The following is a 12,376-nucleotide window of genomic DNA, read 5'->3' as shown; positions in this document are numbered from 1 at the left end:
CCTGCGTCACCTACTGTCCGGCGAGGTCGTGCTCGCCGACGGCCGGGCGGTGCGCGCGAGCGAGCCCGACCACGCCGACCTGTTCTGGGGCATCCGCGGCGACGGAGGGAACTTCGGCATCGTCACCGAGTTGGAATTCCGGCTGCATCGGCTCGGTCCCACCGTCCTCGCAGGCCTGGCGATGTTCCCGATCGAGCGCCCCGGAGGTGCTGCGGGGCTGACGGGACTTCGCCGACGCGTCACCCGACCAACTCGCCACCGCCTGTCTGCTGCTCACCGCGCCGCCCGAGCCGTTCTCCCCGAGGACCTGCGGGGCAAACCGGTGCTGGGCATGGCCGCCCTGTCGATCGACACGTTCCTCGCCCACGCCGTCGGACTGACCGCGCTCGGCGCCTCGTTGAGCGAGATGGTCATCTTCCGCACCGGGCAGGCCGTCGCAGCGGTGCCCGACGGGGCGACCGCGTTCTGTTCTCTACCCGATCCGCGTGTGGGCCGACCCGTCCGGCGACGCCCGGATGACCGCGGCCGGCCGGCCGGGCGTTGGCGGCCGCCATGCGACCGTTCGGCACCGGTGCTCCTACCTGACCTTCACCCCCGGACCGGACCGAGTCCGCGGCGCCTACGGCGACGAGACATACGCCCGCCTGGTGCCACTCAAGAACCTCTACGACCCGGCCATCCTGTTCCGCCTCAACCAGAACAACCGCCCCGGCCACCCGGCCGCCGTCGGCTGACTGTGTGTCATCCCTACAACTGGGGTACCACGCACCACAGTTGCGTCACTCCCAGGGTGGAGAGGAGGTACCGCCCGGCGAGGGATCCGCAAGCGCGCCCGGTTCCTGAAAGATCCTTCCTGTCCGAACACGCGACCGGAAGGAACGAATCGTGCGCAGACGACGTCTCGCGCCGCTGTTGGCCGTGAGTGTCACGGCGACGCTGGCTCCCGCACTCGCCACCTCGACGGCCGCCGCCGCTCCCGCCGCCACTCCGCCGACCGCCTCCTTATCCGCTGCCAAGGGCGGCGCGCTGGACCGGTACGTGAAGCAGAAGCCGCGGTGGAAGCGGTGCGAAGCCGACTCCCCGGCAAAATTCCAGTGCGCCACGATCAAGGTCCCGCTGGACTACCGGGTTCCCGCGGGCAAGCGGATCGAGCTGGCCATATCCCGGATCAGGAGCACCTCGCCCGGCAAGCGGCACGGTGTCCTGTTCTCCAACCCCGGCGGCCCGGGGGGAGGGGGGCTCTACATGCCGCTCGACCTGAAGGATGTGCTTCCCAAGTCCGCGCAGCGGAAGTACGACCTGATCGGCTTCGACCCGCGCGGTGTGGGACGGAGCAGCCCCGTCTCCTGCGACCTGAAGCCGGAGGAGGAGAACTGGCTGCGGCCGTACAAGAAGGAGACGTTCGCCAAGGACGTCGCCTGGGCACGCGACGTCGCGGACAAGTGCAGGGAGAAGGCGGGCGACACGCTCGCGCACATCACCACACGCAACACCGCGCGTGACATGGACCTGATCCGAGCGATCCTCGGCGAGAAGAAGATCTCGTACCTCGGCTACTCGTACGGCACCTACCTTGGCGCCGTCTACACCCAGCTCTTCCCGGGCCGGGCCGACCGGTTCGTGCTGGACAGCGCGGTCGATCCGGCGCGCGCCTGGCGAGGCATGATCCAGTGGTGGGCGGAGGGCGCCGAGCCCGCGTTCGACCGGTGGACCGAGTGGGCCGCCCAGCGGTCCGACAAGTACGGCCTCGGCGGCACCCCGAAGAAGGTCGACCGGACGTTCTGGGACCTGGTCGCGCGGGCCGACGAGAAACCCATCGAGATGGACGGGCAGCCGACCACCGGTGACGACATCCGCTTCGGTTTCCGCGGGGCCGTCTTCAGCCCGGAGTTCGCCACCGAGCTCGTCGTGGAACTGAAGAAGGCCGCGGCCGGCCGGCCCGCCTCCGCGAAGAAGCTCGCGGCGTTCACCGGGTCCGGGCGGACCGGGACGACAGGCGCCGCCGGTGCCGGCGAGGTGCCGGCCGACAACATGACGGCGAGCTTCTGGGCCGTGGTCTGCGGTGACAACTCGGCGCCGTGGTCCCGCGATCCCGAGAGCTACCGGCGGGACGCCATCGAGGACAAGGGACGCTACCCCCTCTTCGGTGACTTCGCGTCCAGCATCAAGCCCTGTGCGTTCTGGGACAAGTCCGTGGAACGGGCGACGAAGGTGAACAACAAGGTCCGCTCCCTGGTCGTCCAGAACGAGTGGGACTCGCAGACCCCGCTGCCCAGCGGTCAGGCCCTGCACGCCGACCTGAAGGGCTCGCGGATGGTCACCGTCCACGGCGGCGAGGGACACGGCGTCTACCCGAGCGGCAACGCGTGCACGGACGGCACGGTCACGAAGTACCTGCTCACCGGCAAGCTCCCGGCGAAGGATGTGACCTGCGAGGCGACGGCCGACTCGAACGCGGAGGCACGGAAGAACCAGAAGCGGGACGTGCTCCCCGGCTCTCCGCTCCCGCAGCGCGCCCCGGACCGTTTCTGAACACGGGCGCACGGCCCATAGCGACATGACCCATAGCGACATGACCCATAGCGACACGGCTCTAGCGACATGGCCCATCGGCGCATGGCCCATTGCCGCATGACTCCTTGAAGGCGGGGCGGGACCTCCTGGCGGGGTCCCGCCCCTCGTGCGACGGTCCGAGGCCGACAGCCCTGGGCGACGCACCGAGGGCACGAGCAGAGCGTGCTCCGGGAGGGGTGCCTCTACCGTCCGACGAGCCGCCGTTCGAGGTCGCGGAGGTCCTTGCGGAGGGAGGAGCGGACCTGGCGGGCCAGGAGTGGCGCGGCCAGCCGGTAGAAGCCGCCTCCGCCGCCCCGGACGCGAATGCGGGCGCGTGTGCCGCGGGCGTCCGGCTCGAAGGCGTACGTGACGTGCATGGGCATCGGACCGGCCACGGAGATCATGTCCAGCAGATGGGGCGGTTCGTGCGCGGCCACCCGCAGGACGTAGTCGATGCGCCGGCCGAGGAAGAAGGCCGTCCGGGTGATCTCGGCGTCCACGCCGAAGCCGCCCGCGTCCGCCTCCCGGGTCAGCTCCGCGGTGCGGATGCCCTGAGTCCACTCGGCGTCATGGCGCCAGTCCATGGCGTACTCGGCCACCCGCTCGGGCGGGAGCGGGATCACGCGCTCCACGGACACGTCGATGGTCATGGCACTGCCGCCTTCACCTTGACCGGCCCGGGTCGGGGGCGGGCTGCTGTCTCCAGGGTCCTCGATGTCCGAGACGGGCGCACGACGGGCAGGCCGGACGCGCTTCGAACGGGGACAGTGCCGGATGCCTCGCCGTCATGAGTACGCGTACTCAGTCGCGCCCGCCCGGCTACCGATCCGAGCGGTCGGCCGCCATGAGACGGTCCTTCCATGTCCGCCTCAACGCCCGTTGGCCGTGCCGCGCTTGCCGCTTCCGCCCTGGCTCTCGTCGCCGCCCTCTCCGCATGCGGTGATCTGCACGCCCCGGAGGCGACGGCCCGGCCCGCCACTCCCAGCGCGTCCACCGGGGCCTCGCCGTACGTGGAGCCGGGGGCCGGTGACGGCGCTCCGCACTACCACGAGAACAACGCGTCCCGACAGTCGCGCGAGATGTCTCCCGCCCACGCGAAGGACGCCGAGCGGGAGGCCGGGCGCATCCGGCCGGTGCTCGAGCGGCTGTGGGAGCAGCGGAAGTGGGACCCGGCGACGGTGCGCACGGCCCTGCTGCGCCTCGGTTACGAGGAGGAGCGCGTCACGAAGGACGGCAAGCGGCTCGGTGGGACACTCACCGTCACCGGGATGTCCCCGCGCTGGAAGGACGACGGTTACGTGACGCCGGAGGGGGCGCGGGTCGCGCTGCGCGTCCATGACGACGCCTGCGTCACGGCGTTCGTGCAGAAGTCGAACTTCGAAGCCAGGGCCAACGGGCCGTACCCGGAGACCGGCTGCTTCGAACCGCCCTTCGCCCACTGACCGGGTGCCTCACCGCACCGCGTCCGCCAGGGCGTCGATGCCCTCCTCGAAGCCGACCGGTGGTTCGAAGCCCAGGTCGCGGCGCGCTGCCCGGACGCTGAACCAGTGGGGATGCGTGAGCTCCGCGACGAGGAAGCGGCTCAGGGCGTGGGTGCGGGTGAGGCCGGCTGGAGCCGCGCCCGCCGTCTGCTGCCCGCCCTGGCCACCGCCCGCTTCACCCGCCTCGTACCGGCCGACGCCGGTCCCGGCCCGGAAGGCCGCGCGGACCTGCTGCGCGAACTGGCCGCCCGGGACGAGGCCCGGGCCGCGATCACCCAGACCCTGACCCTGCTGCTCGCCACCGTCCTGCACAGCGACCCGGAGGAGCTGGACCCCGCCCGGCCCGTGACCGACTTCGGCCTCGACTCGCTGCTGAGCACCGAGTTCCTGGTGCGTGCCGGCGAGCACTTCGACGTCCGCCTGGCGGCCACCGAACTGATGGGCGGCGACCGCACGCCGACCTGCTTCGCGCACGTGGTGCACAGCAGGCTGGACCTTCCGTAGGGGGTTCCCACGAAGACCGTCTCTTCAAGGACGAGGAGACGGCCCGCGTCGCCTTCAGAGCACCTCGGCCCGCCCCGTGGTGTCGTCGAGGAACCCGCCCGACTGGTGCTGCCACAGCTTCGCGTAGGCGCCGTCGGTCCCGAGAAGCTCCTGGTGCGTGCCCTGCTCGACGATCTGTCCGCGGTCGAGGACGACGAGCTGGTCCATGGAGGCGACCGTGCTCAGCCGGTGCGCCACCACCAGCGCGGTCCGCCCGTCCATGAGCCGCCACAGCGCCTCCTGCACGAGGAGTTCGCTCTCCGAGTCCAGGGCGCTGGTCGCCTCGTCGAGCAGCAGGATCGGCGCGTCGCGCAGGATCGCCCGGGCGAGAGCGACACGCTGGCGCTGACCGCCGGACAGCTTGATGCCGCGCTCGCCCACCAAGGTGTTGAAGCCGTCCGGCAGCGCGTCGGCGAACTCCGTGACATGGGCCGCCTCGGCCGCCCGGCGGATCTCGGCCTCGGTGGCGTCGGGCCGGGCGAACGCGATGTTGTCCCGCAGGGTGCGGTGGAACATCGCCGGGTCCTGCGGCACGTACGCGATCTGGCTGCGCAGGTCGGTCTGGCGCAGCCGGCTGATGTCCTGACCGCCCACGAGGATGCGGCCGCCGTCGATGTCCGTCATCCGCAACAACAACCGCGTGAGGGAGGTCTTGCCGCCGCCGGACCGGCCGACCAGGCCGACCCTCGCCCCGCTCGGCACGTCCAGGTCGAGACTCTCGAACAGCGGCCTGCCGCCACGGTGAGCGAAGGTCACCTTCTCGAAGCGGATGCCGGCGGACCGGGGCCGCAGCGGCTCCGGCGACGGCGGATCGAGCACGGTGGGAGGCGTCAGGAGCAGCTCGGTGAACTGCGCGGCCTCCGTCATCGAGTTCTCCAGCCGGCGGTAGATCTGGTTGAACTCGAACATGATCCGGGTCGCGTTGCTGTAGTAGGTGAAGGCGACCACGATCGCCTCCACGCCGTTTCCGCCCCCGGCGAGCGTGACCGCGAGCAGCAGACCCATCGCGTTGGTCAGCACCGACATCGGCGCGACCAGCGTGTCGATGCGGAGGTTGCCGTAGTCCCACGACCGCAGCGTGAGCCGGCGCGAGGTGGCGACCCGGGAGCGGTGCTCGGCGGCCTCGCGCTCCTCCGCGGCGAACGCCCGCACCGTGTCCATGTTCATCAGGCTGTCGGCGACGTGGCCCGACACCCGGGCGATCGCCTCCTCACGCAGGTCGACCAGCGCCTGGCGGCGCCGGATCAGAGGCGCGACCAGCACCCCGGTCAGGGTGATCATCACCAGCAGTCCGACCACGAGGAGGGGCTCGTAGCGCCACAGCACCACCGCCCCGAACGCCAGCGGCACGAAGCTGCCCACGATCTGGAACGTCAGCGTGTCCACGAACTGCTCGAAACGCGAGGCGAAGCTCAGGACGCGCTTGGTCAGCGAACCGGCGAAGTTGTCGTGGAAGAACGCGGCGTCCTTGGCGAACAGCTCGTCCATCCCGATCACGTACAGGTGCTCGATGCCGAGGGCGTCGAGGCGGTTGAGGCAGTGCACGGCGACGCGCCAGAGTGCCTCCGCGAACAGCAGGACCCCGACGAAGCCGAGGACGTACGGCAGTGCCGAGTCGACCGTGAGGTCCCTGTCGTCGGCGATGCCGCCGACGAGCTTGGCGACGATCAGCGGCGCGATGTAGTTGATTCCGATGTTGCCCAGCGCCATGGACAGCATCGCGGGTGCCGTCAGCCGGCGGAGCCGGGACAACTCCCGTCCGTAGTAACGAAGTGCGAGAAGTACCGAGCGTTTGCCCGGCTGAACCCTGCGCGATCCAGGCGTATCCATCCCACCCCTGTGTCGTTCTGTGGCCGCCCGCCACGCGCGCATGTGCGGGCAGGGGCCATCGCCGCAACGGATGTGTGGAGATTCGGGTCGAGTCCGGAAGTCTGCCGCGACGGCGACCGCGGCGTCCAAGCGTTTTCCGGCCGGGCGGTGGTGCGCAGGGAGCGCCAAGAGGCACGGTCGGCGGACTCGGGGCGGTCGGGGCGGTGGCGCGGGTCCGGCCGGGCGGTTCAGGACGTGCGTGCGCGGGGGTGCCGGTGACGCGGGGATGTCGGTAACGCCACCCCCGTAGCGGGTGTCCAGGCCCAGGGACGGGCCGTGCCGGGGGCGGCAGCATGTGTGTCGTCGGCAACCGGCCGACGACCGATCCGACACCGGACATCGGGGGACCCCCATGAACGAGACCTTCGCCAGGCGCCTGACGGGCCTCGCTGCCGCGGCCGCACTCATCATCGAAGTACCGCTCTGCTTCATCTACTCCGGCCCACCCCGGACGTGAACATCCTCACCAGGCTGCTGCTCGCGATCTTCTCGCCGGCGTTCCTGATCGTGTTCGTGACGGCCTTCCGCGAGCTGGTCAAGCGGGTGAACCCGGACTGTGAGTGGGTGGGTTCGCCGGCGTTCGCCGTCGGGCTGGTCTACGTGGCGGTCACCCTGGTCTCCAGCGGGCTGGAGGCCGGCGCGGTCATCGCCGCCGACCGTGCGATCGATCCGACCATCGCGGTCAGCGGCACCTACGTCCTCTACGGCTCGATCGGCAAGGTGCTGACGGCGCTGTTCCTGACCGTGGTGGGCTTCGGCATCTCCCGTACGAACCTGCTGCCGCGCTGGACCGGCCGCTCCGCCTACGTCCTGGCCGGGGTCAATCCGGCCTTCGTGCCGTCCCTGTTCTTCGGCAACGACCCGGTGGACTTCTACGCGGCGAACGGCTGGGGCACCACCGCGTCGCTGGGCGCGATCCTCAGCTACTGGCTGCTCGCGCTGGGCATCACGACGTACCGCAGCGCCACCACGAGGGCCGCTCTCCCCGCTCAGCGCAGGTAGACCGGCACCCTCGAGGCCAGATCGCCCAGTACGTCCCGCTCCGCCCCGGTCGGCGCCCGCCGTCCCGTGCCCACCAGCAGCGCGTCCGCGTCGGAGAACGACGGGGGGAAGGCGCTCCCGGCGATCCGCTCCAGCATCTCGCGGGACCGGGCGAGCCCCTCCGCGGGCGGCTGCGCGGCGTGGGGGAGGTGGGCGATCAGGTCGAGATGGTGCAGCGTCCACTCCATGACGTACGTGGAGAGGTAGTCGCCCACGGTAAGAACCTCGTCGCGGGTGCCGACCCTGAGAGCGGGGTCGGCGAGCTCCGCCGCGCGGCCCGCGGCGGAGCCGACGTCGTCCAGGTGGAACTTGAGGAGATGCGGTTCCCCGTACGCGGCGGCCAGCCGGACGGTCAGCGCGTCGAGCGGGTCGTCTCCGGTCGGCGGCGTGTCGGAGACCTCCCAGTAGGTCAGCGCGTCACGGGTCGGTTCCCCGTCGGCGGGGGTGGCGAGGGTGATCAGGACGTCCTGCGCGTCGATGACCAGATGGCACACCAGGTCCCGTACCAGCCAGCCCGTACAGCCGGACGGCCGGGCGAAGTTCTCGTCGGACAGGCCGGCGACCGCCGCGCGCAGCGCCGCCCAGGAGCGTGAGAAGAGATCCACACCGGCAACGTAGGCCGTGCCGTGCGGGCGGACAAGCGCATTGCGGACAGCGGGACCGCCTCTGCGGCGGCGCCGTGGAGCACAGCTGTTGACGCCGACCCGGCCGGCGCGCCACGGTGAGTAACGTGGTAGATGCGGTGCATCACCGACGCCCTGAGATCCGAAGGTGGTGGGCATGGCCGTCATGGGGAGGCCCGGATCGCCGGCCGCGACGGGCGAGGCCGTGGAGCGCCTCGTCTCGCCGGTCAACTCGCACACCGAATGGGATCCGCTGGAGGAGATCATCGTCGGGCGGCTCGAGGGCGCGACGATCCCTTCGGGCCACCCGGTGGTCAGCTGCAACGTGCCGCCCTGGGCCGGGCGGCTGCAGGGACTCGCCGCCGGCTTGCGGTATCCGCGCGTGCTCGTCGAGGAAGCGCAGCAGGAGATCGACGGGTTCATCGACCTGCTGGAGTCCCTCGGTGTCACGGTCAGGCGGCCGGACATGGTCGACCACCGGCGCCGCTTCGCCACCCCCGACTGGTCCTCCCGGGGCTTCTGCAACACCTGTCCGCGGGACAGCATGCTCGTGATCGGCGACGAGATCATCGAAACGCCGATGGCCTGGCCGTGCCGGTACTTCGAGACCCACTCCTACCGCCCGCTCCTCAAGGACTACTTCCGCCGCGGCGCGCGCTGGACGGCGGCACCCAAGCCGCAGCTCACGGACGAACTGTTCGATCCGGACTTCCAGGTCCCGAAGGACGGCGAGCCCATGCGGTACATCCTCACCGAGTTCGAGCCGGTCTTCGACGCGGCGGACTTCGTCCGGGCCGGGCGGGACCTGTTCGTCACCCGCAGCAACGTCACCAACCGGATGGGCATCGACTGGCTGCGCCGCCATCTCGGGCCGGGGTACCGCATCCACGAGATCGAGAGCCGCTGCCGCACGCCCATGCACATCGACACGACGTTCGTCCTGCTCGCGCCAGGAAAGGTGCTGGTCAACCCCGAGTACATCGACGTCGACCGGCTGCCCGGCGTCCTGAGCTCCTGGGACGTCCTGGTCGCCCCCGAGCCCGACCCCATCGACGAGACGCTGCTCAAGGTCACGTCGATGTGCGGCAAGTGGCTCAGCATGAACGTGCTCATGATCGACGAACGGCGGGTGATCGCGGAGCGGCATCACACCGGCATGCTGCGCGCCCTGGAGAAGTGGGGTTTCGAGCCGATCCCGTGCGACCTGCTGCACTACGCGCCGTTCGGCGGCTCGTTCCACTGCGCGACGCTCGACATCCGGCGCCGCGGCTCACTCGAGTCCTACTTCGACTGACGGAGGCCTCCGGGCGCCCTCAGCCTCCGCGCGCCCCTCGGACTCCAGGCGCGCCCAGCCGCCCGGCCGCGAGGGCGGCGAGTTCCGCAGGCGTCCGCGGCCCCGGCTCCGTGCCCGTCAGCCACCCCTGCGCCCGGAGGAGTTCCGTCGCGGCGGCTCCCCACGGCAGTCGCAGGCCCGCCTCCCGGAGAAGGTCGGGACGGGCCAGTGCCACGGGAGCGGGCCCGGTGCGGACTCCGGACGGGGTGAGGAGCGCCGCGTCGTCGGCCCAGCGCAGCGCGAGGTCGACGTCGTGGGTGGCCATCACCACCGTGGTGCCGGCCCCACGGAGACCGTCGAGCGTGGTGAGGAGCCGTTCCTGGCCGTCGGGGTCGAGCCCGGCCGTCGGCTCGTCGAGGATGAGGACACGGGGCCGCATGGCGACCGCGCCCGCGATGGCGGTGCGCTTGCGCTGCCCGTAGGAGAGCAGATGGGTGGGCCGGTCGGCCAGGGCGGTGATGTCCAGGGCGGCGAGCGCCTCCGCCACCCGCGCCCGCACGTCCGCGTCGTCCAGGCCCAGGTTCAGCGGCCCGAACGACACGTCCTGCTCGACGGACGCCGCGAAGAGCTGGTCGTCCGGGTCCTGCACCACCAGCTGGACGGTCGTCCGCAGCCTGGTCAGGCCCTTGCGGTCGTACGTCACCGGCTGCCCGTCGACCGTCAACCGGCCCTCGCGGGGCCGCAGTCCGCCGCTGAGGAGCCGCATCAGCGTGGTCTTGCCGCTGCCGTTGCGGCCGAGCAGCGCGAGCGCGCGCCCCTCGCGGATCTCGAAGTCGAGGCCGCTGAGCACGGCCGGGCCGTCCTCGTAGGCGAAGGACGCGCCCCGCAGGGCGACGAGGGCGGGCTCGCTCATGTCAGCGACCTTTCCAGTACGAAGGTGAGGACGGCCAGCGCCGCGAGGAGCACGCAACTGGCGGCCGTGAAGCGGACGGAGACACGGGCCTCGGGCACCAGGACGCGCAGGGTGCCGTCGTAGCCGCGCCCGGCGAGACCGGCCTGGAGGCGGACCGCCCGGTCGAAGGCCCGGACGAACGCGGTGGCGCCGAGACCGCCCAGGGACCGCCAGGCGGCGGCCCGCGTGGTGTGCCCGAGCCGGGCGGCCTGCGCGTCACGGACGCGGCGCACGGAGTCCAGCAGCAGGAAGCTCATCCGGTACGTCACGAGCGCCACGTCGACGACCGGCGCGGGCACTCCGGCCCGGACCAGCCGCGGCAGCAGGTCGGACATGGGAGTGGTGAACGCGAACAGCAGCACCCCCAGGGAGGCCGCCGAGGTGCGCAGCAGCAACTCCCCGGCCCGGACCGGCCCGTCACCGGCGAGGGAGACGAAGCCGCCCGGCCCGCCGACCTGAACGAGGAGCGTCAGCGCGCCGGTCACGCAGAAGCCCAGCGGCACCCGGTAGGCCCGCCACAGCCGGAGCCAGGGCACGCCCGCCGGACCCAGCAGCACCACCAGGGCGGTCAGCAGCACCAGAGCCGCGCCCGGCCAGGGCGGCAGCGAGATCGCCAGGAGGGTCAGACCCAGCCCGAGCACGGCCTTGTCCACGGGATGGCGGTGGCGCCAGCGACTGCTGTGCGCCGCCGCGTCGATCGGCAGCACGCGGCTCAGGCCCCTTCGGCCGTGGACTCCTCGGCGGTACCGTCCGCCGGGTTCCCGGGGTCCCGCTCCCGCTCCAGCGCCCGCCGCTCACCCTGCCGCCTGCCCCGGCGCAGTCCGAAGTAGTAGGCGAGGACACCTGAGCCGAGGGCCGCCTGGAGGGAGAACAGCGCCGACTCGATCTCACCGGACGGCGGTTCGTACAGGGGCGAGAACCAGGGCTTGTAGTCCGGCTCGATCTCGGTGATCGCCGTCTCCGCCTCGCCGTCGGCGCCCGTGAACGGCTCCTTCTTGTGGTCGCCGAGGCCGAGCGCGAGCGGCAGCACGGCGAGCGCGGCCACGGCGAGCAGCAGCACGAGATTGATCTTGGTGTTCCTGCTCATCGGGCCACCTCCTGGGTCTCGCTGCGGGACTGCTTGTCGGCGAGGAGCACACCCAGCCGGGTCAGTTCGCCCTTGCTGGACTGCACCAGCAGCCGCATCACGAGCACCGTCAGCAGTCCCTCGCTCACCGCGAGCGGGATCTGGGTGACGGCGAAGATGGAGCCGAACTTGCCGAGCGCGCCCAGGAACCCGCTGCCCGGGTCGGGGAACGCGAGCGCCAGCTGCACGCTCGTGACGCAGTAGGTGGACAGGTCGGCGACGAACGCGGCGGAGAACACGGCGACCATCAGCGGCACGCCGTAGCGGCGCAGCAGCCGGTACACCGCGTAGCCCGCCCAGGGGCCGGCGATCGCCATGGAGAAGACGTTGGCGCCGAGCGTGGTCAGACCGCCGTGCGCGAGCAGCAGCGCCTGGAAGAGCAGGGTGATGGTGCCCAGCACCGCCATGGCGGGCGGCCGGAACAGGATGGCCCCCAGGCCCGTGCCGGTGGGATGGGAGCAACTGCCGGTGACGGACGGCAGTTTCAGCGCGGACAGGACGAACGTGAAGGCGCCGGAGGCGCCGAGGAGCAGGGTGCTCTCGGGGTGCTCGCGCACCTCACGGGTGAGCGACCGGACTCCGTGGAGGACGAACGGCGCGGACGCGACGCCCCAGGCGACGGCGTGCGCCGGAGGAAGGAAACCCTCGGCAATGTGCATGGCTCAGCGGACCCTCTCCAGCACCTCGTGGATGGTTGACGCGCCTTGGCCGGTCTCCTGGCTCACGGGTCCCACCGCCCGTACTCCGCCTTCCCGGGTCCCTGAGGACCCAGTGGCTGCCCGTCAGGGCCGGAGCCGGACTTCCCGATCACAGTGGCGAGGGCCGCACCGGCATCACACCGGATTTCCCGTTCACCAAGGCGTGGTGACAGTAATGCCGAGATAAGGGCCATGACAAGCCAGCCGAGGGGGCGCG

Annotated in this window: 13 protein-coding genes, 1 pseudogene and 1 riboswitch; of the genes and pseudogenes, 6 read left to right on the top strand and 8 right to left on the bottom strand. The window is 71.4% G+C overall.

The features are described 5' to 3' along the window. Nucleotides 1-10: 10 nt before the first annotated feature. Nucleotides 11-367, bottom strand: coding sequence for a hypothetical protein (locus tag ACIBL4_RS18200; RefSeq protein ID WP_399411118.1), 357 nt, complete (start codon nucleotides 365-367; stop codon nucleotides 11-13). Between the two features lie 118 nt (nucleotides 368-485). Between ACIBL4_RS18200 and ACIBL4_RS18195 the strand changes: the two genes are divergently transcribed. Then, on the top strand, nucleotides 486-734 hold the full coding sequence (locus ACIBL4_RS18195; RefSeq protein ID WP_399411116.1) for a BBE domain-containing protein: 249 nt from the start codon (nucleotides 486-488) through the stop codon (nucleotides 732-734). A 151-nt stretch (nucleotides 735-885) separates the two neighbouring features. Continuing rightward, nucleotides 886-2,532 carry an alpha/beta hydrolase gene (locus ACIBL4_RS18190; protein WP_399411113.1) on the top strand — a complete coding sequence of 549 codons (1,647 nt, stop codon included), beginning with the start codon at nucleotides 886-888 and terminating at the stop codon, nucleotides 2,530-2,532. Nucleotides 2,533-2,756: 224 nt separating this feature from the next. Here the strand turns inward: ACIBL4_RS18190 and ACIBL4_RS18185 are convergent, their stop codons facing one another. After that, nucleotides 2,757-3,203, bottom strand: coding sequence for an SRPBCC family protein (locus ACIBL4_RS18185; RefSeq protein ID WP_399411110.1), 447 nt, complete (start codon nucleotides 3,201-3,203; stop codon nucleotides 2,757-2,759). A gap of 210 nt (nucleotides 3,204-3,413) precedes the next feature. On the opposite strand from ACIBL4_RS18185, the gene ACIBL4_RS18180 reads away from it, so the two are divergent. Both ACIBL4_RS18180 and ACIBL4_RS18175 read left to right on the top strand, forming a co-directional pair. After that, nucleotides 3,414-3,995, top strand: a complete 582-nt coding sequence (locus ACIBL4_RS18180; protein ID WP_399411108.1) for a hypothetical protein — start codon at nucleotides 3,414-3,416, stop codon at nucleotides 3,993-3,995. Between the two features lie 111 nt (nucleotides 3,996-4,106). After that, complete coding sequence (locus ACIBL4_RS18175; RefSeq protein WP_399411106.1) at nucleotides 4,107-4,538, top strand: acyl carrier protein; 432 nt, start codon at nucleotides 4,107-4,109, stop codon at nucleotides 4,536-4,538. Between the two features lie 54 nt (nucleotides 4,539-4,592). Here the strand turns inward: ACIBL4_RS18175 and ACIBL4_RS18170 are convergent, their stop codons facing one another. Next, complete coding sequence (locus ACIBL4_RS18170) at nucleotides 4,593-6,407, bottom strand: ABC transporter ATP-binding protein (protein WP_399411104.1); 1,815 nt, start codon at nucleotides 6,405-6,407, stop codon at nucleotides 4,593-4,595. A gap of 391 nt (nucleotides 6,408-6,798) precedes the next feature. Between ACIBL4_RS18170 and ACIBL4_RS18165 the strand changes: the two are divergent. Beyond that, nucleotides 6,799-7,448: pseudogene (locus ACIBL4_RS18165) on the top strand (hypothetical protein). Here the strand turns inward: ACIBL4_RS18165 and ACIBL4_RS18160 are convergent. Beyond that, complete coding sequence (locus ACIBL4_RS18160) at nucleotides 7,436-8,092, bottom strand: maleylpyruvate isomerase N-terminal domain-containing protein (protein ID WP_399411102.1); 657 nt, start codon at nucleotides 8,090-8,092, stop codon at nucleotides 7,436-7,438. The pseudogene ACIBL4_RS18165 and the gene ACIBL4_RS18160 sit on opposite strands and share 13 nt — an antisense overlap. A gap of 175 nt (nucleotides 8,093-8,267) precedes the next feature. Between ACIBL4_RS18160 and ACIBL4_RS18155 the strand changes: the two genes are divergently transcribed. Next, nucleotides 8,268-9,404 carry an amidinotransferase gene (locus ACIBL4_RS18155; RefSeq protein ID WP_399411101.1) on the top strand — a complete coding sequence of 379 codons (1,137 nt, stop codon included), beginning with the start codon at nucleotides 8,268-8,270 and terminating at the stop codon, nucleotides 9,402-9,404. 19 nt (nucleotides 9,405-9,423) lie between these two features. On the opposite strand, the gene ACIBL4_RS18150 is transcribed toward ACIBL4_RS18155, so the two are convergent. Genes ACIBL4_RS18150 through ACIBL4_RS18135 form a run of 4 tightly spaced genes read right to left on the bottom strand, consistent with a single transcriptional unit; the run spans nucleotide 9,424 to nucleotide 12,120 of the window. After that, entirely contained in the window at nucleotides 9,424-10,296 is an 873-nt protein-coding gene (locus ACIBL4_RS18150) for an energy-coupling factor ABC transporter ATP-binding protein (protein WP_399411099.1), read from the bottom strand. Then, a complete protein-coding gene (cbiQ, locus tag ACIBL4_RS18145) occupies nucleotides 10,293-11,042 on the bottom strand; it encodes a cobalt ECF transporter T component CbiQ (RefSeq protein WP_399411097.1) in 750 nt (249 codons plus the stop codon). Before cbiQ ends, ACIBL4_RS18150 begins: the two co-directional genes overlap by 4 nt. Nucleotides 11,043-11,047: 5 nt before the next feature. Then, nucleotides 11,048-11,422: an energy-coupling factor ABC transporter substrate-binding protein gene (locus ACIBL4_RS18140; protein ID WP_399411095.1), complete on the bottom strand. Its 375-nt coding sequence runs from the start codon at nucleotides 11,420-11,422 to the stop codon at nucleotides 11,048-11,050. Next, nucleotides 11,419-12,120, bottom strand: coding sequence for an energy-coupling factor ABC transporter permease (locus ACIBL4_RS18135; RefSeq protein WP_399411093.1), 702 nt, complete (start codon nucleotides 12,118-12,120; stop codon nucleotides 11,419-11,421). The genes ACIBL4_RS18140 and ACIBL4_RS18135 overlap by 4 nt, the downstream gene beginning before the upstream one ends. Before the next feature lie 29 nt (nucleotides 12,121-12,149). Further along, nucleotides 12,150-12,357: riboswitch (cobalamin riboswitch) on the bottom strand. Between the last annotated feature and the right edge of the window lie 19 nt (nucleotides 12,358-12,376).

The sequence above is a fragment of the Streptomyces sp. NPDC050416 genome, from assembly GCF_044458845.1.
Lineage (GTDB): Bacteria > Actinomycetota > Actinomycetes > Streptomycetales > Streptomycetaceae > Streptomyces.
The sequence above is the reverse complement of the archived record's forward strand: the minus strand, read 5'-3'. Positions and strand labels throughout refer to the sequence as shown.

What these genes read in the sequence shown, in the direction of transcription:
- ACIBL4_RS18185 (WP_399411110.1), bottom strand. Translation starts at nt 3,203, where the DNA reads ATGACCATCGACGTGTCCGTGGAGCGCGTGATCCCGCTCCCGCCCGAG.
- ACIBL4_RS18180 (WP_399411108.1), top strand. Translation starts at nt 3,414, where the DNA reads ATGTCCGCCTCAACGCCCGTTGGCCGTGCCGCGCTTGCCGCTTCCGCC.
- ACIBL4_RS18175 (WP_399411106.1), top strand. Translation starts at nt 4,107, where the DNA reads ATGCGTGAGCTCCGCGACGAGGAAGCGGCTCAGGGCGTGGGTGCGGGT.
- ACIBL4_RS18170 (WP_399411104.1), bottom strand. Translation starts at nt 6,407, where the DNA reads ATGGATACGCCTGGATCGCGCAGGGTTCAGCCGGGCAAACGCTCGGTA.
- ACIBL4_RS18155 (WP_399411101.1), top strand. Translation starts at nt 8,268, where the DNA reads ATGGCCGTCATGGGGAGGCCCGGATCGCCGGCCGCGACGGGCGAGGCC.
- ACIBL4_RS18150 (WP_399411099.1), bottom strand. Translation starts at nt 10,296, where the DNA reads ATGAGCGAGCCCGCCCTCGTCGCCCTGCGGGGCGCGTCCTTCGCCTAC.
- ACIBL4_RS18140 (WP_399411095.1), bottom strand. Translation starts at nt 11,422, where the DNA reads ATGAGCAGGAACACCAAGATCAATCTCGTGCTGCTGCTCGCCGTGGCC.
- ACIBL4_RS18135 (WP_399411093.1), bottom strand. Translation starts at nt 12,120, where the DNA reads ATGCACATTGCCGAGGGTTTCCTTCCTCCGGCGCACGCCGTCGCCTGG.